This is a genomic window from Micromonospora sp. NPDC003816, assembly GCF_042874705.1.
Classification (GTDB): Bacteria; Actinomycetota; Actinomycetes; order Mycobacteriales; family Micromonosporaceae; genus Micromonospora.
In genome coordinates, this window is sequence record NZ_JBIANP010000004.1 from 323516 (window position 1) to 341186 (window position 17671).

Sequence of the window (17671 nt, forward strand, 5' to 3'; positions counted from 1 at the left end):
CACAGGAGGACACCAGTGGCGAAGGCGAAGTTCGAGCGGACTAAGCCGCACGTCAACATCGGCACCATTGGTCACATCGACCACGGTAAGACGACGCTGACGGCGGCCATCACCAAGGTCCTGCACGACCAGTACCCGGACCTGAACCCGTACACGCCGTTCGACGAGATCGACAAGGCGCCTGAGGAGAAGGCCCGCGGCATCACGATCTCGATCGCACACGTCGAGTACCAGACCGAGGCGCGGCACTACGCGCACGTCGACTGCCCCGGTCACGCCGACTACATCAAGAACATGATCACCGGTGCCGCGCAGATGGACGGCGCGATCCTGGTGGTCGCGGCGACCGACGGCCCGATGCCGCAGACCCGCGAGCACGTGCTGCTGGCCCGCCAGGTCGGCGTGCCGTACATCGTCGTGGCGCTGAACAAGAGCGACATGGTCGACGACGAGGAGCTCCTGGAGCTCGTCGAGCTCGAGGTCCGCGAGCTGCTCTCGGCTCAGGAGTACCCGGGTGACGACCTGCCGGTCGTCCAGGTCTCCGCGCTGAAGGCCCTCGAGGGCGACCCGGTCTGGACCGAGAAGCTGCTCGAGCTGATGAGCGCGGTCGACACCGCGATCCCGCAGCCGGAGCGCGAGACCGAGAAGCCGTTCCTCATGCCCGTCGAGGACGTCTTCACCATCACCGGTCGGGGTACCGTGGTCACCGGTCGCGTCGAGCGTGGCGTGCTGCTCCCGAACGAGGACGTCGAGGTCGTCGGCATCCGCGAGAAGGGCTTCAAGACCAAGGTCACCGCGATCGAGATGTTCCGGAAGACCCTGGACGACGCCCGCGCAGGCGAGAACGTCGGTCTGCTGCTCCGGGGCACCAAGCGCGAGGACGTCGAGCGCGGCATGGTGGTCGTCAAGCCGGGCACCACCACCCCGCACACGGAGTTCGAGGCGACCGTCTACATCCTCTCCAAGGAGGAGGGTGGCCGGCACACCCCGTTCTTCCAGAACTACCGTCCGCAGTTCTACTTCCGGACCACGGACGTCACCGGTGTCGTCACCCTCCCCGAGGGCACCGAGATGGTCATGCCTGGTGACAACACCACGATGACCGTGAAGCTGATCCAGCCCATCGCGATGGAGGACAACCTCAAGTTCGCGATCCGGGAGGGTGGCCGCACGGTCGGCGCGGGTCGCGTCACCAAGATCATCAAGTGAGCTGGGTAACCCCGATTAGACCCGCCGCCGGTCGTGCGGCATACTAGTCAGGTTGCGTAACGACAGTTCGCTGCCCGTGTTCGGCTCACGCCGAACCTCCGGGTAGGCAGAACGGTCGGGCGTGGGGTGGTTGGCGGTCCGGCCGCCAACCACCCTCGCGCGGCGTTCAGGTCGCGGTAGCGCGATCGGCGCCTGGACCCACCGCGGTCAGGATCGCTCCGGATTCTCGGGGCGGAGCCTGGCCACAGGGCGCGACACGCCCGACCGCGGGGGTGGGCGAAGAGGGCTCGTACCAGCCGGTATGGGTACCCGCAACACAGCGGCATCGAGAGAAGGAACAGAAGCCACCATGGCGGGACAGAAGATCCGCATCCGGCTCAAGGCCTATGACCACGAGGTCGTCGACTCCTCGGCTCGGAAGATCGTCGAGACGGTGACGCGTACCGGGGCGCAGGTCGCTGGCCCGGTGCCGCTGCCCACGGAGATCAACCGTTTCTGCGTCATCCGCTCGCCGCACAAGTACAAGGACTCGCGCGAGCACTTCGAGATGCGTACGCACAAGCGGCTTATCGACATCATCGACCCGACCCCGAAGACGGTCGACTCGCTCATGCGCCTCGACCTGCCGGCTGGCGTCGACATCGAGATCAAGCTGTAGGGACCGGACACATGGACAGGCAAGTTAAGGGGATCCTGGGCGCGAAGCTCGGCATGACCCAGGTCTGGGACAACAACAAGGTTGTCCCGGTGACCGTGGTTCAGGCCGGCCCCTGCGTCATCACCCAGGTTCGTGACGCCGACAAGGACGGCTACTCCGCGGTCCAGCTGGCGTACGGGACGATCGACCCGCGTAAGGCCAAGCAGCCGCTGCGTGGGCACTACGCCAAGGCCGACGTGGCGCCGCGCCGGCACATCGTCGAGCTGCGCACCGCCGACGCCGGCGACTACTCGCTCGGCCAGGAGGTCACGGTCGAGGAGTTCCCGGTCGGCGTCTCGATCGACGTCACCGGCAAGACCAAGGGCAAGGGCTACGCCGGCCCGATGAAGCGGCACGGCTTCCACGGTCTGCGCGCCAGCCACGGTGTCGAGCGCAAGCACCGCTCCCCGGGCTCCATCGGGGCCTGCGCCACCCCGGGTCGCGTCTTCAAGGGCACCCGGATGGCCGGCCGCATGGGCGGCGTGCGCTACACCGTGCAGAACCTGACCGTCCAGGCGGTCGACACCGAGAACAACCTCCTGCTCGTCCGCGGCGCCATCCCCGGCCCGAAGGGCGCGCTGGTCCTGGTCCGCACCGCGGCCAAGACCAAGGCGAAGAAGGGCGGTGTGGCCAAGTGACCACCGTTGACGTCCTGAACACCGAAGGCGCCAAGAGCGGCTCGGTCGAGCTGCCCGCCGACATCTTCGACGTCCAGGCCAACGTCCCGCTGATGCACCAGGTCGTGGTGGCGCAGCTGGCAGCGGCCCGGCAGGGCACGCACAAGACCAAGACCCGCGGCGAGGTCGCCGGCGGCGGCAAGAAGCCGTACAAGCAGAAGGGCACCGGTCGGGCCCGGCAGGGCTCGATCCGCGCGCCGCAGTTCGCCGGCGGTGGCGTGGTGCACGGCCCGGTGCCGCGTGACTACAGCCAGCGCACCCCCAAGAAGATGAAGGCCGCCGCGCTGCGTGGGGCCCTCTCGGACCGGGCGCGCGCCGGGCAGGTGCACGTCGTCGAGGCGTTCGTCTCGGGTGAGAAGCCGTCGACCAAGGCCGCGCTGGCCACGCTCGCGAAGCTGAGCGAGGCCCGTCGGGTGCTGGTCGTGCTGAGCAGCACCGACGAGCTGAACTGGGTGTCGCTGCGCAACGAGCCGCGGGTGCACCTGATCGAGGCCGGCCAGCTCAACACGTACGACGTGTTGGTGGCCGACGACGTGGTCTTCACCAAGGCGGCCCTGGACGAGTTCCTGGGCGTTCCCGCCGAGACCACCGAGGAGGACGGCAAGTGAGCACGATCGCCGACCCGCGCGACATCATCGTGGCGCCGGTCGTCTCGGAGAAGAGCTACAGCGAGCTGAACCGGAACTGGTACACCTTCCTGGTGCACCCGGACGCGAACAAGACCGCGATCAAGATCGCCATCGAGCAGATCTTCAACGTCCGCGTCCTGACGGTCAACACGCTCAACCGCGAGGGCAAGCGCAAGCGGACCCGTACGGGGTTCGGCAAGCGCAAGGACACCAAGCGGGCGATGGTGAAGCTGGCTGAGGGAGACCGCATCGAGGCCTTCGGCGGCCCGGTCAGCTGAGGGGTGTAGACAATGGCTATCCGTAAGTACAAGCCGACGACGCCGGGCCGGCGTGGCTCCAGCGTCGCCGACTTCGCTGAGATCACCCGGTCGACGCCCGAGAAGTCGCTGCTGGCCCCGCTGCCGAAGAAGGGTGGCCGGAACGCCCACGGGCGGATCACCGCCCGGCACCAGGGTGGCGGCCACAAGCGGCAGTACCGGCTGATCGACTTCAAGCGGGTCGACAAGGACGGCGTGCCGGCCAAGGTCGCGCACATCGAGTACGACCCGAACCGCACCGCGCGGATCGCGCTGCTGCACTACGCCGACGGCGAGAAGCGCTACATCCTCGCGCCGAAGGACCTCAAGCAGGGCGACGCGGTGGAGTCGGGCCCGGGCGCGGACATCAAGCCCGGTAACAACCTGCCGCTGCGCAACATCCCGGTCGGTACCACGATCCACAACGTGGAGCTGCGTCCGGGCGGCGGCGCCAAGCTGGCCCGCTCGGCTGGCGTCGGCATCCAGCTGCTCGGCCGGGAGGGCGCGTACGCGACCCTGCGTATGCCGTCGGGTGAGATCCGCCGCGTCGACGTGCGCTGCCGCGCCAGTGTCGGCGAGATCGGCAACGCCGACCAGTCAAACATCAACTGGGGCAAGGCCGGCCGGATGCGGTGGAAGGGCAAGCGCCCGACCGTCCGTGGTGTGGCCATGAACCCGGTCGACCACCCGCACGGTGGTGGCGAGGGCAAGACCTCCGGTGGTCGCCACCCGGTCAACCCGCAGGGTAAGCCCGAGGGCCGCACCCGTCGTAAGGGCCAGCCGAGTGACCGGCTGATCGTCCGCCGCCGCTACGCCACGCGTAAGCGCGGCTGAGGGAGATAAGACATGCCTCGCAGCCTGAAGAAGGGCCCGTTCATCGACGACCACCTGCTCAAGAAGGTGGAGACGCAGAACGAGAAGGGCTCGAAGAACGTCATCAAGACCTGGTCGCGCCGCTCCACGATCATCCCGGACATGCTCGGGCACACGATCGCGGTGCACGACGGACGTAAGCACGTCCCCGTGTTCGTGACCGAGGCGATGGTCGGGCACAAGCTCGGCGAGTTCGCGTTGACCCGTACGTTCAAGGGTCACGAGAAGGACGACCGGAAGAGCCGCCGGCGCTGACGCCGCGGGCATACGGATAGAGGATCAAGGGGTTACAGCGATGCCAGGAAAGGGCGACGCTCCGGTGCTTCCGGGCGCGCGGGCGATTGCGCGACACGTGCGCATCTCGCCGATGAAGGCGCGCCGGGTGGTCAACCTCGTCCGCGGCCTGCCCGCGAAGGAGGCGCTCACGGTGCTGCAGTTCGCGCCGCAGGCGGCGAGCGAGCAGGTGTACAAGGTGCTCGCGAGCGCGATCGCCAACGCGGAGAACAACGAGCGGCTGGACCCCGACGCGTTGCTCGTCAGCGAGGCGTTCGTGGACGAGGGCCCGACGATGAAGCGGTTCCAGCCTCGGGCTCAGGGTCGGGCGTACCGGATCCGCAAGCGCACCTGCCACATCACTGTGGCGGTCGAGGCGGTCGCGCCGGCCGCGCCGAAGAAGTCGGCGAAGAAGACGGCCCCGGCCAAGCAGACCGAACCGGCCGAGACGCAGAGCAACACGGAGGGCGCCGAGTAATGGGTCAGAAGGTTCACCCGCACGGGTTCCGGCTCGGCATCTCGACCGACTGGAAGTCCCGCTGGTTCGCGGACAAGCTCTACAAGGACTACATCGGCGAGGACGTCAAGATCCGCCGCATGATGTCCAAGGGCCTGGAGCGCGCCGGCATTTCCAAGGTCGACATCGAGCGCACCCGCGACCGGGTCCGCGTCGACATCCACACCGCCCGGCCGGGCATCGTCATCGGCCGTAAGGGTGCGGAGGCCGACCGGATCCGCGGCGAGCTGGAGAAGCTCACCGGCAAGCAGGTGCAGCTCAACATCATCGAGGTGAAGAACCCCGAGTCGGACGCGCAGCTGGTCGCCCAGGGCGTCGCCGAGCAGCTCTCCAGCCGGGTCAGCTTCCGCCGCGCGATGCGCAAGGCGATGCAGTCGGCGATGAAGAACCCGATGTGCAAGGGCATCCGGGTGCAGGTTTCGGGTCGCCTCGGCGGCGCCGAGATGAGCCGCACGGAGTTCTACCGCGAGGGTCGGGTTCCGCTGCACACGCTGCGGGCCAACATCGAGTACGGCTTCTTCGAGGCCCGTACCACCTTCGGCCGCATCGGCGTGAAGGTCTGGATCTACAAGGGCGACGCGGTGCCGGGTCGGGAGACCCCGACCGAGGCTCCGTCGCGCCCGCGCCGGGAGCGCGGTGACCGCCCCGAGCGGCCGCGTCGTGGTCGGTCCGGTTCGTCCGGCACGACCTCCGGTGGCACCGAGGCCGGCCGCGCTGCCGCGACGACCGTCGCGCAGCAGGCCGAGACGCCGAGTGGCGAGCCGGTGGACGCGTCCGCCGTCGCCGCCGCGGCAGAAACGCAGCAGGAGGGCTGACAGATGCTGATGCCGCGCAAGCCCCCGAAGGGCTTCCGCAAGCCGCACCACCCGGACCGCAGCGGCGCGTCCAAGGGCGGCAACCGGGTGGTGTTCGGCGAGTTCGGGATCCAGGCTCTTGAGCCGGCGTACGTGACCAACCGGCAGATCGAGTCGGCGCGTATCGCGATGACCCGCCACATCAAGCGTGGCGGCAAGGTCTGGATCACCATCTTCCCGGACCAGGCCCTCACCAAGAAGCCGGCCGAAACCCGGATGGGTTCCGGTAAGGGCTCGCCGGAGTGGTGGGTCGCCAACGTCAAGCCGGGGCGGGTCCTCTTCGAGATGTCCTTCCCCAACGAGCAGATCGCGCGAGAGGCGATGCGTCGCGCGATCCACAAGCTCCCGATGAAGTGCCGCATTGTTACGCGCGAAGTGGGTGAATCCTGATGGCAGCGGGCGTTAAGGCCTCCGAGCTGCGTGAGCTCTCCGAGGAGGAGCTGGTCACGAAGCTGCGCGAGGCCAAGGCGGAGCTGTTCAACCTCCGCGTGCAGGCCGCAACCGGTCAGCTGGACAACAACCGGCGGCTGCAGGTCATCCGTCGGGAGATCGCCCGGATCTACACGATCATGCGTGAGCGCGAGCTGGGGCTCTCGGCCGCGCCGACTGAGGTGACTGCTTCATGAGCGAGAACACGACCGCCACCCAGCAGCGTGGCCGCCGGAAGGTCCGTGAGGGCCTCGTGGTCAGCGACAAGATGGACAAGACCGTCGTGGTCGAGGTCGAGGACCGGGTCAAGCACGCGCTTTACGGCAAGATCATGCGCCGTACCAGCAAGCTGAAGGTCCACGACGAGCAGAACTCCGCCGGCATCGGCGACCGCGTCCTGATCATGGAGACCCGGCCGCTCTCCGCCACCAAGCGGTGGCGGCTCGTGGAGATCCTCGAGAAGGCCAAGTAGCGAAGGCTCGAGCTCGGCCGAGATCGGTCGGGCGCAGGTTCCGCCAGGCTCCGGCCGCCCCGGCGGCCGGAGAACCGGCAGACATAGGAGATAGACGTGATTCAGCAGGAGTCGCGACTGCGCGTCGCCGACAACACGGGTGCCCGGGAGATCCTGTGCATCCGGGTTCTCGGTGGCTCCGGTCGGCGCTACGCGAGCATCGGCGACGTCATCGTGGCGACCGTCAAGGACGCGATCCCGGGTGCCGGTGTCAAGAAGGGCGACGTGGTCAAGGCTGTCGTCGTCCGTACCGCCAAGGAGCGGCGGCGCCCGGACGGGTCGTACATCCGCTTCGACGAGAACGCCGCCGTCATCATCAAGGACGGTGGGGACCCGCGCGGTACCCGTATCTTCGGCCCGGTCGGTCGTGAGCTGCGGGACAAGCGGTTCATGAAGATCATTTCTCTCGCGCCGGAGGTGTTGTGACCGTGAAGGTCAAGAAGGGCGACACGGTCGTCGTCATCGCCGGCAAGGACAAGGGTGCCAAGGGCAAGGTCATCGCGGCCTACCCGCGGCAGGACAAGGTCCTGGTCGAGGGCGTGAACCGGGTCAAGAAGCACACCCGCATCAGCACCACTCAGCGTGGCGCCAAGACCGGTGGCATCGTCACCCAGGAGGCCCCGATCCACGTCTCGAACGTGATGGTCGTGGACTCCGACGGCAAGCCGACCCGCGTCGGTTACCGGATCGACGACAACGGCCAGAAGGTCCGCATCGCGCGTAGCACCGGTAAGGACCTGTGATGACCACGGCTACCGAAACCAAGACCATGCCGCGCCTCAAGGAGCGGTACCGCAACGAGATCGTGGCCCAGCTGCGCGAGCAGCACGAGTACGGCAACCCGATGCAGGTGCCGCGGCTGGTCAAGATCGTCGTGAACATGGGCGTCGGCGAGGCCGCTCGGGACGCCAAGCTCATCGACGGCGCGGTCCGCGACCTGGCCACCATCACCGGCCAGAAGCCGCAGGTCCGGCGGGCGACGAAGTCCATCGCGCAGTTCAAGCTCCGCGAGGGCATGCCGATCGGCGCGAAGGTGACCCTGCGCGGCGACCGGATGTGGGAGTTCCTGGACCGGCTGCTCTCCATCGCGCTGCCGCGTATCCGTGACTTCCGCGGCCTGGACGGGCGCAAGCTCGACGGGCACGGCAACTACACGTTCGGTCTGACCGAGCAGTCGGTGTTCCACGAGATCGACCAGGACAAGATCGATCGCCAGCGGGGCATGGACATCACGGTGGTGACCACCGCCACGACCGACGACGAGGGCCGGGCGCTGCTGAAGTTCCTGGGCTTCCCGTTCAAGGAGAACTGAGATGGCCAAGAAGGCGCTGATCCTCAAGGCGGCCGCGAAGCCGAAGTTCTCGGTTCGCGCCTACACCCGCTGCCAGCGGTGCGGGCGTCCCAAGGCGGTCTACCGCAAGTTCGGGCTCTGCCGGGTGTGCATCCGGGAGATGGCCCACCGCGGTGAGCTGCCCGGCGTGTCCAAGGCTTCCTGGTAATAGCCCGGCGCGCTTCGGCGCATCAGCTGGACTGTCTCTTCGCCGTAGGCCTGCGCGAGTCGCGGGAACCCCGGCGAGAAAGGTTGACGAGTTTTCATGACGATGACCGACCCCATCGCAGACATGCTCACGCGTCTGCGTAACGCCAACCAGGCGTACCACGACCGGGTGACGATGCCCTACTCGAAGATCAAGGCGAACATCGCCGAGGTCCTCAAGTCCGAGGGTTACATCGCCACCTGGGCGGTCGAGGAGCCCGAAGAGGGTGCCGTCGGCAAGCGACTGGTCGTCGAGCTGAAGTACGGCCAGAACCGGGAGCGGAGCCTGGCCGGTATCAAGCGCGTCTCCAAGCCCGGTCTCCGGGTGTACGCCAAGTCGGACGGGCTCCCGCGGGTGCTCGGTGGACTGGGCGTGGCGATCATTTCGACGTCCCAGGGGCTGCTCACCGACCGGCAGGCCCGCAAGCGGAGCGTTGGCGGGGAAGTCCTCGCCTTCGTCTGGTAACGGGAGACAGGTAGAAATGTCGCGAATTGGACGTAAGTCGATCCCGGTGCCCTCCGGCGTCGACGTGACGATCGACGGCCAGACCGTCAAGGTCAAGGGCCCCAAGGGCGAGCTGTCGCACACCCTGGCCACGCCGATCACGATCGAGCGGGCCGAGGACGGGCAGTTGAGCGTCAACCGCCCGAACGACGAGCGCAAGGCCAAGGAACTGCACGGCCTGAGCCGTACCCTGGTCGCCAACATGATCGTCGGGGTCACCGAGGGCTACCGCAAGAGCCTGGAGATCGCCGGTACCGGTTACCGGGTCACCGCCAAGGGCAAGGACCTGGAGTTCGCGCTCGGGTTCTCGCACCCGGTGCAGGTGCAGGCGCCCGAGGGCATCACCTTCACGGTGGAGCGGCCGACGCTGTTCCACGTGGCCGGTATCGACAAGCAGCTCGTCGGTGAGGTCGCCGCCAACATCCGGAAGATCCGCCCGCCGGAGCCCTACAAGGGCAAGGGCGTGAAGTACCAGGGCGAGGTCATCCGTCGCAAGGCTGGAAAGGCAGGTAAGAAGTGAGCGCCACGCTGCTCAAGCGCCGCCGCGGCGTCGCCGCCAAGCGTGCCGTCGGGCGTGCGCGTCGGCACTTCCGCGTCCGCAAGAACGTCAGTGGCACCGCCGAGCGTCCGCGCCTGGTGGTCACCCGTTCGCTGCGGCACATCGTGGCCCAGATCGTGGACGACACCAAGGGGCACACCCTGGCGTCGGCCTCGACGCTGGACGCCTCGGTGCGCGGCACCGAGGGCGACAAGAGCGCCCTCGCCGGCAAGGTCGGTGCCCTGCTCGCCGAGCGGGCCAAGGCCGCCGGCGTCTCCAAGGTCGTCTTCGACCGCGGTGGCAACCGGTACGCGGGGCGGGTCGCCGCGCTTGCCGACGCCGCCCGCGAAGCCGGGCTCGAGTTCTGACAATCCCCGTCACGAGAGAGAAGAGAGGCTGCTGATGCCAGGTCAACAGCGCCGTGGCGGCGGGTCCGGTGGCAACGAGGGTGGTCGCCGCGACAACCGCCGTGAGGGCGGCCGCGGAAACGCGCCCGCCGAGAAGACCCCGCACCTCGAGCGGGTCGTCGCGATCAACCGCGTCGCCAAGGTCGTGAAGGGTGGTCGTCGCTTCAGCTTCACCGCCCTCGTGATCGTCGGCGACGGCGACGGCACCGTGGGCGTGGGCTACGGAAAGGCCAAGGAGGTGCCCGCGGCGATCGCCAAGGGTGTCGAGGAGGCCAAGAAGCACTTCTTCAAGGTGCCGCGGATCGGTTCCTCGATCCCGCACCCGATCACGGGCGAGGACGCCGCCGGTGTGGTGCTGCTCAAGCCGGCCTCGGCCGGTACGGGTGTCATCGCCGGTGGTCCGGTCCGTGCCGTGCTGGAGTGCGCGGGCATCCACGACGTGCTCTCCAAGAGCCTCGGATCGTCGAACCCGATCAACATCGTGCACGCCACCGTGGCGGCCCTGAAGGGGCTGGAGTCCCCGGAGGCTGTCGCGGCGCGTCGAGGCCTGCCGGTGGAGGACGTCGCTCCGGCCGCCATGCTGGCCTCGCGGGCGGAGGTGGCTTCCTGATGGCACGTCTCAAGGTCACCCAGCTCCGGTCCGACATCGGGACCAAGCACAACCAGCGTGAGTCGCTGCGGTCGCTCGGTCTCAAGCGGATCAACGACGTGGTGGTCAAGGAGGACCGGCCCGAGATTCGCGGGATGATCTTCAAGGTGAGCCACCTCGTGAAGGTCGAGGAGGTCGAGTAATGACGATCAAGGTCCATCACCTGCGCCCGGCGCCGGGAGCCAAGACCGCCAAGACCCGTGTGGGTCGCGGTGAGGGCTCCAAGGGCAAGACCGCCGGTCGGGGTACCAAGGGTTCGAAGGCCCGGAAGAACATCCCGGCGGCGTTCGAGGGTGGGCAGATGCCCATCCACATGCGCCTGCCGAAGCTGAAGGGCTTCAAGAACAAGTTCAAGGTGGTCTTCCAGGTGGTCAACCTGGACCGCCTGGCCGAACTGTTCCCCAACGGCGGTCAGGTCGGCCCGGCCGAGCTGGTCGAGGCGGGCGCGGTCCGCAAGGGTCACCCGGTCAAGGTTCTCGGCACCGGGGACCTCGGCAACGTGTCGCTCCAGGTCACGGCGCATGCGTTCAGTGCGTCGGCCAAGGAGAAGATCGCTGCCGCCGGTGGTTCGGTCACCGAGCTGTAAGCAGCACGAACGATGGCGCCCGCCAGTTGATCCCAGCTGGCGGGCGCCATGGTCTCCACAGGGCCTGTGCGCCCGGTAATATCGGATTCGGTTTATGTAGCCGGGCACATCTGCCCGGACGGGGATCGGGCTGTTAGAGTCCCTTCCCAGCCATGGATATCGGGCACCTGCCCGGCACCCACCCCAAACCGCCAGGGACGACCGGCGGCCCGCCTCGCGCAGGAGGAAGAAGTTGCTGTCCGCCTTTCTCAGTGCGTTCCGTACGCCTGACCTGCGCAAGAAGCTGCTGTTCACAGTAGGCATCATCGCGATCTACCGGCTCGGCGCGACGCTGCCCAGCCCAGGCGTGTCATACGGCAACGTCCAGCAGTGCCTCGACACCATCGACGGCTCGACCGGGGTTCTGAACCTGCTCGACCTCTTCTCCGGTGGCGCACTGCTCCAGCTCTCGGTCTTCGCGCTGGGCATCATGCCCTACATCACCGCGTCGATCATCCTGCAGCTGCTGACGGTGGTGATCCCGCGGCTCGAGCAGCTCCGTAAGGAGGGCCAGGCCGGTCAGGCGAAGATCACCCAGTACACCCGGTACCTGACACTGGGCCTGGGTGTCCTGCAGGCGTCCGCGTTCGTCGCGCTGGCCCGCTCCGGACAGCTCTTCAACAACCAGTGCGACCAGTTCCCGATCATCCCTGAGGGCACCGGCATCCCGGACTGGCTGACGCTGTCCATGCTGGTGATGACGATGACCGCCGGTACCGGCGTGGTCATGTGGCTGGGCGAGCTGATCACCGACCGCGGCGTCGGCAACGGCATGTCGGTGCTGATCTTCACCTCGATCGCCGCCCGCCTCCCCAGCGAGGGCTGGCGCATCAAGGAGAGCCAGGGCTGGGCCAAGTTCTTCCTCGTCATCGCCCTGGTCCTGGTGGTCATCACCGCGGTCACGTTCATCGAGCAGGCCCAGCGCCGGATCCCGGTGCAGTACGCCAAGCGGATGATCGGCCGCCGGATGTACGGCGGCACGTCGACCTACATCCCGCTGAAGGTCAACCAGGCGGGTGTCATCCCGGTCATCTTCGGTTCGTCGCTGCTCTACCTGCCCCAGTTGGCGCTGCAGTTCTTCGACCAGAACGACCCGGGTCAGACGCAGGCGTGGATCCAGAACAACCTGGTCGACCCGACCAGCCCGATCTACATCGCGGTCTACTTCCTGCTGATCATCTTCTTCACGTACTTCTACGTCTCGATCACGTTCAACCCGACCGAGGTCGCGGACAACATGAAGAAGTACGGCGGCTTCGTGCCGGGCATCCGCCCCGGCAAGCCGACCGCCGACTACCTGGACTTCATCCTCAGCCGGATCACGCTGCCGGGGGCGCTGTACCTCGCGATCATCTCGATCCTGCCGAACTTCTTCTTCATCTGGCTGGACCGGCAGCAGTACCTCAACTTCCCGTTCGGCGGTACCGCTGTGCTGATCATGGTCGGTGTGGCTCTCGAAACCAGCAAGCAGATCGAGAGCCAACTGATGCAGCGGAACTACGAAGGGTTCCTGCGGTAGATGAGACTGGTTCTGGTTGGCCCGCCCGGCGCGGGTAAGGGAACGCAGGCGGAGTTCATCGCTGCGCACGTCTCCGTGCCGAAGATCTCGACCGGTGACATCTTCCGTGCCAACGTGTCGCAGGGCACCCCGCTCGGGGTCGAGGCCAAGCGCTACATGGACGCCGGCAAGTTGGTCCCGGACGAGGTCACCATCAACATGGTGCGGGACCGGCTCGCCGAGCCGGACGCCTCCGAGGGCTTCCTGCTCGACGGGTTCCCGCGGACCACTCCGCAGGCCGCCGCGCTGGACAAGCTCCTCGCCGACCTCGGCACCGCGCTGGACGTCGTACTGGAGCTGGTGGTCGACGACGACGAGGTGATCCGGCGGCTCTCCGGCCGGCGCACCTGCCGGGGCTGCGGCAAGATCTGGCACGTCGAGTTCGACCCGACCAGTCGGGACGGCATCTGCGACCGCTGCGGTGCCGAGCTGTTCCAGCGCGACGACGACAAGCCGGAGACCATCGCCGCCCGCCTGCGCGAGTACGCGGAGAAGACCGCGCCGCTGGTGGACTACTACGGCGCCCAGGGCAAGCTGGTCGGGATCGACGCCACCGGGCCGGTGGAGGACGTCACGGTCCGCGCGATCGACGCCCTGCGGTCCTACGGCGGCTGAGCTCGGCGTCATCGCCGGCCGGATAGAGTGCGAACAGCGGGGTACGCCCGGCGTGCCCCGCTGGTTCGGCAACGAAAGGTAGCGCCCCGATGCGTCGTCCCCAGCTGGACATCCAGCTGAAGACCCCCGAGCAGATCGAGAAGATGCGTGCCGCCGGGCTGGTGGTCGCCGAGGCGTTACGCCGGATGCGCGAGGCGGTGGCCCCCGGGGTCAGCACCGCCGACCTGGACGCGATCGCCGAGTCGACCATCCGCGAGGCCGGCGCGACTCCGTCGTTCAAGGGTTACCACGGCTTCCCGGCGTCGATCTGCTCCTCGGTCAACGAGCAGATCGTGCACGCGATCCCGTCGCCGGACCAGGTCCTCGCCGAGGGCGACCTGATCTCGATCGACTGCGGTGCGGTGCTCGACGGCTGGCACGGCGACGCGGCCATCACCGTCGGGGTGGGCGAGGTCGACCCGGCCCTGCTGCGGATGGCGACGGTGGCCGAGGACGCGATGTGGGCCGGTATCGCCGCCGCCGCCCGGGGTGCGGCCAGCGGCAAGGGCCGGCTGACCGACATCTCCCACGCGGTGGAGAACGCGGTGCGCAAGGGCGGCCGGTACGGCATCGTCGACGGCTACGGCGGCCACGGCATCGGCACCGAGATGCACCAGGACCCGCACGTGCTCAACCACGGGCGGCCGGGCAAGGGGCCGCGGCTGGTGCAGGGCATGGCGCTGGCCATCGAGCCCATGATCACGATGGGGTCGCCGCGTACCGCCGAACTGGCCGACGGCTGGACCGTGGTCACCCGCGACGGGTCGCGTGCGGCACACGTCGAGCACACCATGGCTCTGTTGCCGGACGGGGTCTGGGTGCTGACCGCCCAGGACGGCGGTCGAGCCCGCCTCGGTGAGCTGGTCACCGCCCGCCAGCCCGCCGCCTCGTCGGCCGGCTGAGTCGCCCGAATCCCGGCATCCGGCCGACCGGCCGTTCGCATCCCAGGCGCTCGGCGCGGAGCCGTCGTGGCGGCGGCTCGGCAGCATCCGGCCACGAGGCATGTGACGTTCGACACGAGCGGCTCGTCGCGCTCACTGTCGGTGACCAGAACCGGGGCGAGCCGGTCGGTGTCGGCATGACGGTGGGGCAGGCCGCACGGCGTCGGTTAGTCGGGCTGGCGGCACGATGGCATGCTTGCCGACATGGACGGGCAGGACGGGATGCGGGCAGCGAACTCCGACCGGCAGGCCGTCGCCGAACGGCTCCGGGAGGCACTCGACGAGGGCCGGCTCGACCTGCACGAGTACGACGACCGGCTACAGCGGGCCTATGCGGCCCGGACGTACGCGGAACTCGACGCACTGGTGGGCGACCTGCCCGGGGCGGTGCCGGCCCGGCAGGAGGCCGACGCGCCGGTGTTGCCCGACGGCGGGCGGGGCGTGACCGCCCGTTGGCTCGTCGACGTCTGGGAGCCCTGGCTCAAGGCCGTCGGGATCGTCATCGCGATCTGGGCGGTCACCTCGTTCGCCGCCCGCGACCTGGTGTACTTCTGGCCCATCTGGGTGGCCGGGCCGTGGGGCGCGGTGCAGGTGGTGCGTACCGTCACCGGGCTGAGTACCGGCGAGCCGCAGCGCTGGGCGGCGCAGCAGGAACGCCGTCGGCAGCGGAAGGCGGAGAAGAAGGCCCGCAAGCGGGAGCGTGCCGCGCTCGCCGCCGAGCAGCCCGACGCGATCACCGCCACGGCGGCCGACGCGCCGTCGTCGCCGGGGCAGCCCTCGGCGTCGGCTGGCGGGCCCGTCACGCCGGCGGGGGCGGACCGGGCGGAGCGTGACGCGGCGGGCTGAACGCCGGCTTTGTCCACCCCGTCGGCGTACTCGGGCCGGTCGGTTTGGCGACGGCGTGCAGGCGGGCGTACACTTTCTGATCGGCGCACAGCGTCCACTCCGCCATGCCCACCAGCGCTTCGGTGGGACGCGGAGCCGCGGCTGGCGCGGGAAATCTGATCTTGATCAGTCACCCGTGTAAGACGTTGTGGGCCGTCCGGAGTAGTCGACGTCAGGACAGCGGAGGACATGCCGAAAAAAGACGGAGCCATCGAGATCGAAGGTCGGGTCATCGAGCCCCTGCCGAACGCCATGTTCCGGGTGGAGCTCGCCAACGGCCACAAGGTCCTGGCTCACATCAGCGGCAAGATGCGGCAGCACTACATCCGCATCCTGCCGGAGGACCGGGTCGTCGTCGAACTCTCGCCGTACGACCTGACTCGCGGGCGCATCGTCTACCGCTACAAGTAAGCCTGACGGCGGCCCGGAATCGTCCCGTGTCCGTCTTCGACGTCCGGTGTCGCGCCTCGTGGCGCCGGGCCAGATGGGAAGTAAGGCAACCGTGAAGGTCAAGCCGAGCGTCAAGAGGATCTGCAACAAGTGCCGGGTTATCCGCCGGCACGGCCGGGTCATGGTGATCTGCACCGACCCGCGCCACAAGCAGCGCCAGGGCTGAACCCAGCCCACACATCACACATGCTCGTCCCAGCCGCGAGCGGTGCGCAGCGCGTACTTTCTCGTGGTTGACCCCCGGTCGGAGGCCGGGGCCCGCTCGGGCAGCGACCATCCCGGTCGCCGGCGCACGTCGCGCCGGAAGGACGGGACGGCCGCGTAGCGGGGTGGGACGGGACCACACCTCCGGCAGAAGACCACAAGGAGTACGCCCGCAGATGGCACGTCTAGTCGGCGTGGATCTCCCCCGCGAGAAGCGGCTGGAGATTGCGCTCACCTACATCTTCGGCGTGGGTCGTACCCGCGCTCTGGAGACGCTCGCCGCCACCGGCATCTCGCCGGACAAGCGCGCCCGGGACCTCACGGACGAGGAGCTGGTCCAGCTCCGTGACCACATCGAGGCCAACTACAAGGTAGAAGGCGACCTGCGCCGCGAGGTCGCCGCTGACATCCGTCGCAAGGTCGAGATCGGCTGCTACGCGGGTATCCGGCACCGCCGGGGACTGCCCGTCCGTGGCCAGCGGACGCGTACGAACGCGCGTACCCGCAAGGGCCCGAAGCGGACGGTCGCCGGCAAGAAGAAGCCCGGCAAGAAGTAGTAGTTCTTCAACCGGAATTCTGGTCCTTCTCCGCCGAGGTCGGCCGGACTCCCACCGGAGCCGGTGTCTACGGAAGTAGCGGGGCGAGAGACCGGAACCCGATCGAGAACCAAAAACAGGAGCGCACAGACTTATGCCACCGAAGGCTCGTGCCGGAGCCGCTGTCAAGAAGGTCCGGCGCAAGGAACGCAAGAACGTCGCCCACGGGCAGGCGCATATCAAGAGCACCTTCAACAACACCATCGTGTCCATCACGGACCCGACCGGTGCCGTCATCTCGTGGGCCTCCGCCGGCCAGGTCGGCTTCAAGGGCTCGCGCAAGTCGACTCCGTTCGCCGCGCAGCTGGCCGCCGAGGCCGCCGCGCGTCGGGCCATGGAGCACGGCATGCGCAAGGTCGACGTGTTCGTCAAGGGTCCCGGCTCCGGCCGGGAGACCGCCATCCGTTCGCTGCAGGCGGTGGGTCTGGAGGTCGGGCAGATCTCCGACGTCACCCCGCAGCCGCACAACGGGTGCCGTCCGCCGAAGCGTCGTCGGGTCTGAGAGGTTAGAGAGAGATGGCTCGTTACACCGGTGCTGACTGCCGCCGTTGCCGGCGGGAGAAGATGAAGCTGTTCCTCAAGGGCAGCAAGTGCGATGGTCCGAAGTGCCCGTTCGAGTCCCGGCCGTTCCCGCCCGGGCAGCACGGCCGCGGTCGGACCAAGGAGACGGAGTACCTGCTCCAGCTCCGTGAGAAGCAGAAGGCCCGCCGGGTCTACGGCGTGCTGGAGAAGCAGTTCCGCGGTTACTACGAGGAGGCCGTGGCCAAGCAGGCCAAGACCGGTGAGGTCCTCCTGCAGATCCTCGAGTCGCGGCTGGACAACGTGGTCTACCGGGCCGGCTACGCCAAGTCCCGGGACATGGCCCGCCAGCTGGTCAAGCACGGCCACTTCATGGTGAACGGCAAGAAGGTCGACATCCCGTCGTACCGCGTCAAGGAGCACGACATCATCGAGGTTCGGGTGAAGAGCAAGGAGCTCACCCCGTTCATCGTGGCGCAGGCCGAGGCCGGCTCCAAGACGGTTCCGGCGTGGCTTGAGGCCATTCCGAGCCAGATGAAGGTGCTCGTGCACTCGCTCCCGGCCCGCCAGGTGATCGACACCCAGGTCCAGGAGCAGCTGATCGTCGAGCTCTACTCCAAGTAAGGGCTCGTTGCGGT

30 protein-coding genes and 1 pseudogene are annotated in these 17671 nt (G+C 68.1%); all 31 read left to right on the top strand.

The window, feature by feature from the left end; genetic code table 11:
• Positions 1-15: 15 nt before the first annotated feature.
• The 31 genes and pseudogenes from tuf to rpsD all read left to right on the top strand — a co-directional run bounded on the left by tuf (position 16) and on the right by rpsD (position 17657).
• Positions 16-1209 carry an elongation factor Tu gene (gene tuf, locus ACFYTT_RS17170; protein ID WP_131052675.1) on the top strand — a complete coding sequence of 398 codons (1194 nt, stop codon included), beginning with the start codon at positions 16-18 and terminating at the stop codon, positions 1207-1209.
• 349 nt (positions 1210-1558) lie between these two features.
• Positions 1559-1867, top strand: a complete 309-nt coding sequence (rpsJ, locus tag ACFYTT_RS17175) for a 30S ribosomal protein S10 (RefSeq protein ID WP_007073037.1) — start codon at positions 1559-1561, stop codon at positions 1865-1867.
• Between the two features lie 11 nt (positions 1868-1878).
• On the top strand, positions 1879-2544 hold the full coding sequence (gene rplC, locus ACFYTT_RS17180; RefSeq protein WP_131052674.1) for a 50S ribosomal protein L3: 666 nt from the start codon (positions 1879-1881) through the stop codon (positions 2542-2544).
• Positions 2541-3191: a 50S ribosomal protein L4 gene (rplD, locus tag ACFYTT_RS17185; protein ID WP_387260263.1), complete on the top strand. Its 651-nt coding sequence runs from the start codon at positions 2541-2543 to the stop codon at positions 3189-3191. Before rplC ends, rplD begins: the two co-directional genes overlap by 4 nt.
• Positions 3188-3490 carry a 50S ribosomal protein L23 gene (gene rplW, locus ACFYTT_RS17190; RefSeq protein WP_093403611.1) on the top strand — a complete coding sequence of 101 codons (303 nt, stop codon included), beginning with the start codon at positions 3188-3190 and terminating at the stop codon, positions 3488-3490. The genes rplD and rplW overlap by 4 nt, the downstream gene beginning before the upstream one ends.
• 12 nt (positions 3491-3502) lie before the next feature.
• The gene (gene rplB, locus ACFYTT_RS17195) at positions 3503-4342 is read left to right on the top strand and encodes a 50S ribosomal protein L2 (protein WP_117226254.1); all 840 of its coding nucleotides are present in this window, start codon (positions 3503-3505) and stop codon (positions 4340-4342) included.
• 12 nt (positions 4343-4354) lie between these two features.
• The gene (gene rpsS / locus ACFYTT_RS17200) at positions 4355-4636 is read left to right on the top strand and encodes a 30S ribosomal protein S19 (RefSeq protein ID WP_067359615.1); all 282 of its coding nucleotides are present in this window, start codon (positions 4355-4357) and stop codon (positions 4634-4636) included.
• 40 nt (positions 4637-4676) lie between these two features.
• Entirely contained in the window at positions 4677-5132 is a 456-nt protein-coding gene (rplV, locus tag ACFYTT_RS17205; protein WP_131052672.1) for a 50S ribosomal protein L22, read from the top strand.
• Positions 5132-5986 carry a 30S ribosomal protein S3 gene (rpsC, locus tag ACFYTT_RS17210; protein WP_131052671.1) on the top strand — a complete coding sequence of 285 codons (855 nt, stop codon included), beginning with the start codon at positions 5132-5134 and terminating at the stop codon, positions 5984-5986. The genes rplV and rpsC overlap by 1 nt, the downstream gene beginning before the upstream one ends.
• 3 nt (positions 5987-5989) lie before the next feature.
• Positions 5990-6415: a 50S ribosomal protein L16 gene (rplP, locus tag ACFYTT_RS17215; protein ID WP_007465292.1), complete on the top strand. Its 426-nt coding sequence runs from the start codon at positions 5990-5992 to the stop codon at positions 6413-6415.
• The gene (gene rpmC / locus ACFYTT_RS17220; protein WP_007073028.1) at positions 6415-6651 is read left to right on the top strand and encodes a 50S ribosomal protein L29; all 237 of its coding nucleotides are present in this window, start codon (positions 6415-6417) and stop codon (positions 6649-6651) included. The genes rplP and rpmC overlap by 1 nt, the downstream gene beginning before the upstream one ends.
• On the top strand, positions 6648-6926 hold the full coding sequence (gene rpsQ, locus ACFYTT_RS17225; RefSeq protein WP_111215565.1) for a 30S ribosomal protein S17: 279 nt from the start codon (positions 6648-6650) through the stop codon (positions 6924-6926). Before rpmC ends, rpsQ begins: the two co-directional genes overlap by 4 nt.
• Before the next feature lie 96 nt (positions 6927-7022).
• Entirely contained in the window at positions 7023-7391 is a 369-nt protein-coding gene (rplN, locus tag ACFYTT_RS17230) for a 50S ribosomal protein L14 (protein ID WP_007465279.1), read from the top strand.
• Positions 7388-7708, top strand: a complete 321-nt coding sequence (gene rplX, locus ACFYTT_RS17235) for a 50S ribosomal protein L24 (RefSeq protein ID WP_018217055.1) — start codon at positions 7388-7390, stop codon at positions 7706-7708. The genes rplN and rplX overlap by 4 nt, the downstream gene beginning before the upstream one ends.
• Positions 7708-8277: a 50S ribosomal protein L5 gene (gene rplE, locus ACFYTT_RS17240; RefSeq protein ID WP_131052670.1), complete on the top strand. Its 570-nt coding sequence runs from the start codon at positions 7708-7710 to the stop codon at positions 8275-8277. Before rplX ends, rplE begins: the two co-directional genes overlap by 1 nt.
• Position 8278: 1 nt before the next feature.
• Positions 8279-8464, top strand: coding sequence for a type Z 30S ribosomal protein S14 (locus ACFYTT_RS17245; RefSeq protein ID WP_007073023.1), 186 nt, complete (start codon positions 8279-8281; stop codon positions 8462-8464).
• 96 nt (positions 8465-8560) lie between these two features.
• Complete coding sequence (gene rpsH, locus ACFYTT_RS17250; RefSeq protein WP_093403619.1) at positions 8561-8968, top strand: 30S ribosomal protein S8; 408 nt, start codon at positions 8561-8563, stop codon at positions 8966-8968.
• A gap of 16 nt (positions 8969-8984) precedes the next feature.
• Positions 8985-9527, top strand: coding sequence for a 50S ribosomal protein L6 (gene rplF / locus ACFYTT_RS17255; RefSeq protein ID WP_131052669.1), 543 nt, complete (start codon positions 8985-8987; stop codon positions 9525-9527).
• 8 nt (positions 9528-9535) lie between these two features.
• Complete coding sequence (rplR, locus tag ACFYTT_RS17260) at positions 9536-9913, top strand: 50S ribosomal protein L18 (RefSeq protein WP_176096016.1); 378 nt, start codon at positions 9536-9538, stop codon at positions 9911-9913.
• Positions 9914-9947: 34 nt separating this feature from the next.
• A complete protein-coding gene (rpsE, locus tag ACFYTT_RS17265; RefSeq protein WP_119575433.1) occupies positions 9948-10562 on the top strand; it encodes a 30S ribosomal protein S5 in 615 nt (204 codons plus the stop codon).
• On the top strand, positions 10562-10744 hold the full coding sequence (rpmD, locus tag ACFYTT_RS17270; RefSeq protein WP_117226245.1) for a 50S ribosomal protein L30: 183 nt from the start codon (positions 10562-10564) through the stop codon (positions 10742-10744). Before rpsE ends, rpmD begins: the two co-directional genes overlap by 1 nt.
• On the top strand, positions 10744-11187 hold the full coding sequence (rplO, locus tag ACFYTT_RS17275) for a 50S ribosomal protein L15 (protein ID WP_131052668.1): 444 nt from the start codon (positions 10744-10746) through the stop codon (positions 11185-11187). Before rpmD ends, rplO begins: the two co-directional genes overlap by 1 nt.
• Before the next feature lie 232 nt (positions 11188-11419).
• Positions 11420-12745: a preprotein translocase subunit SecY gene (gene secY / locus ACFYTT_RS17280; RefSeq protein ID WP_131052667.1), complete on the top strand. Its 1326-nt coding sequence runs from the start codon at positions 11420-11422 to the stop codon at positions 12743-12745.
• Complete coding sequence (locus tag ACFYTT_RS17285; protein ID WP_117226242.1) at positions 12746-13399, top strand: adenylate kinase; 654 nt, start codon at positions 12746-12748, stop codon at positions 13397-13399.
• An 89-nt stretch (positions 13400-13488) separates the two neighbouring features.
• A complete protein-coding gene (map, locus tag ACFYTT_RS17290) occupies positions 13489-14340 on the top strand; it encodes a type I methionyl aminopeptidase (protein ID WP_131052666.1) in 852 nt (283 codons plus the stop codon).
• Positions 14341-14583: 243 nt separating this feature from the next.
• Positions 14584-15150: pseudogene (locus ACFYTT_RS17295) on the top strand (DUF1707 domain-containing protein); the annotation flags it as partial.
• Between the two features lie 303 nt (positions 15151-15453).
• Positions 15454-15675: a translation initiation factor IF-1 gene (gene infA, locus ACFYTT_RS17300; RefSeq protein ID WP_007073013.1), complete on the top strand. Its 222-nt coding sequence runs from the start codon at positions 15454-15456 to the stop codon at positions 15673-15675.
• 91 nt (positions 15676-15766) lie between these two features.
• Positions 15767-15880, top strand: coding sequence for a 50S ribosomal protein L36 (gene rpmJ, locus ACFYTT_RS17305; protein ID WP_012184307.1), 114 nt, complete (start codon positions 15767-15769; stop codon positions 15878-15880).
• A gap of 214 nt (positions 15881-16094) precedes the next feature.
• On the top strand, positions 16095-16475 hold the full coding sequence (gene rpsM / locus ACFYTT_RS17310) for a 30S ribosomal protein S13 (RefSeq protein ID WP_117226239.1): 381 nt from the start codon (positions 16095-16097) through the stop codon (positions 16473-16475).
• Between the two features lie 133 nt (positions 16476-16608).
• Positions 16609-17016 carry a 30S ribosomal protein S11 gene (gene rpsK, locus ACFYTT_RS17315; protein WP_007073011.1) on the top strand — a complete coding sequence of 136 codons (408 nt, stop codon included), beginning with the start codon at positions 16609-16611 and terminating at the stop codon, positions 17014-17016.
• A gap of 14 nt (positions 17017-17030) precedes the next feature.
• On the top strand, positions 17031-17657 hold the full coding sequence (rpsD, locus tag ACFYTT_RS17320) for a 30S ribosomal protein S4 (protein ID WP_131053088.1): 627 nt from the start codon (positions 17031-17033) through the stop codon (positions 17655-17657).
• The last annotated feature ends 14 nt before the right edge of the window (positions 17658-17671 follow it).

Coding starts and splice junctions, on each gene's coding strand:
- rpsE (WP_119575433.1), top strand. CDS start 9,948: ATGCCAGGTCAACAGCGCCGTGGCGGCGGGTCCGGTGGCAACGAGGGT.
- rpsD (WP_131053088.1), top strand. CDS start 17,031: ATGGCTCGTTACACCGGTGCTGACTGCCGCCGTTGCCGGCGGGAGAAG.
- rpmD (WP_117226245.1), top strand. CDS start 10,562: ATGGCACGTCTCAAGGTCACCCAGCTCCGGTCCGACATCGGGACCAAG.
- rplF (WP_131052669.1), top strand. CDS start 8,985: ATGTCGCGAATTGGACGTAAGTCGATCCCGGTGCCCTCCGGCGTCGAC.
- rplO (WP_131052668.1), top strand. CDS start 10,744: ATGACGATCAAGGTCCATCACCTGCGCCCGGCGCCGGGAGCCAAGACC.
- rplV (WP_131052672.1), top strand. CDS start 4,677: ATGCCAGGAAAGGGCGACGCTCCGGTGCTTCCGGGCGCGCGGGCGATT.
- rplE (WP_131052670.1), top strand. CDS start 7,708: ATGACCACGGCTACCGAAACCAAGACCATGCCGCGCCTCAAGGAGCGG.
- rpmC (WP_007073028.1), top strand. CDS start 6,415: ATGGCAGCGGGCGTTAAGGCCTCCGAGCTGCGTGAGCTCTCCGAGGAG.
- rpsM (WP_117226239.1), top strand. CDS start 16,095: ATGGCACGTCTAGTCGGCGTGGATCTCCCCCGCGAGAAGCGGCTGGAG.
- rpsC (WP_131052671.1), top strand. CDS start 5,132: ATGGGTCAGAAGGTTCACCCGCACGGGTTCCGGCTCGGCATCTCGACC.
- rpsH (WP_093403619.1), top strand. CDS start 8,561: ATGACGATGACCGACCCCATCGCAGACATGCTCACGCGTCTGCGTAAC.
- rplP (WP_007465292.1), top strand. CDS start 5,990: ATGCTGATGCCGCGCAAGCCCCCGAAGGGCTTCCGCAAGCCGCACCAC.
- rplC (WP_131052674.1), top strand. CDS start 1,879: ATGGACAGGCAAGTTAAGGGGATCCTGGGCGCGAAGCTCGGCATGACC.
- infA (WP_007073013.1), top strand. CDS start 15,454: ATGCCGAAAAAAGACGGAGCCATCGAGATCGAAGGTCGGGTCATCGAG.
- rplB (WP_117226254.1), top strand. CDS start 3,503: ATGGCTATCCGTAAGTACAAGCCGACGACGCCGGGCCGGCGTGGCTCC.
- rpsQ (WP_111215565.1), top strand. CDS start 6,648: ATGAGCGAGAACACGACCGCCACCCAGCAGCGTGGCCGCCGGAAGGTC.
- map (WP_131052666.1), top strand. CDS start 13,489: ATGCGTCGTCCCCAGCTGGACATCCAGCTGAAGACCCCCGAGCAGATC.
- ACFYTT_RS17245 (WP_007073023.1), top strand. CDS start 8,279: ATGGCCAAGAAGGCGCTGATCCTCAAGGCGGCCGCGAAGCCGAAGTTC.
- rpsJ (WP_007073037.1), top strand. CDS start 1,559: ATGGCGGGACAGAAGATCCGCATCCGGCTCAAGGCCTATGACCACGAG.
- rpsK (WP_007073011.1), top strand. CDS start 16,609: ATGCCACCGAAGGCTCGTGCCGGAGCCGCTGTCAAGAAGGTCCGGCGC.
- ACFYTT_RS17285 (WP_117226242.1), top strand. CDS start 12,746: ATGAGACTGGTTCTGGTTGGCCCGCCCGGCGCGGGTAAGGGAACGCAG.
- rpsS (WP_067359615.1), top strand. CDS start 4,355: ATGCCTCGCAGCCTGAAGAAGGGCCCGTTCATCGACGACCACCTGCTC.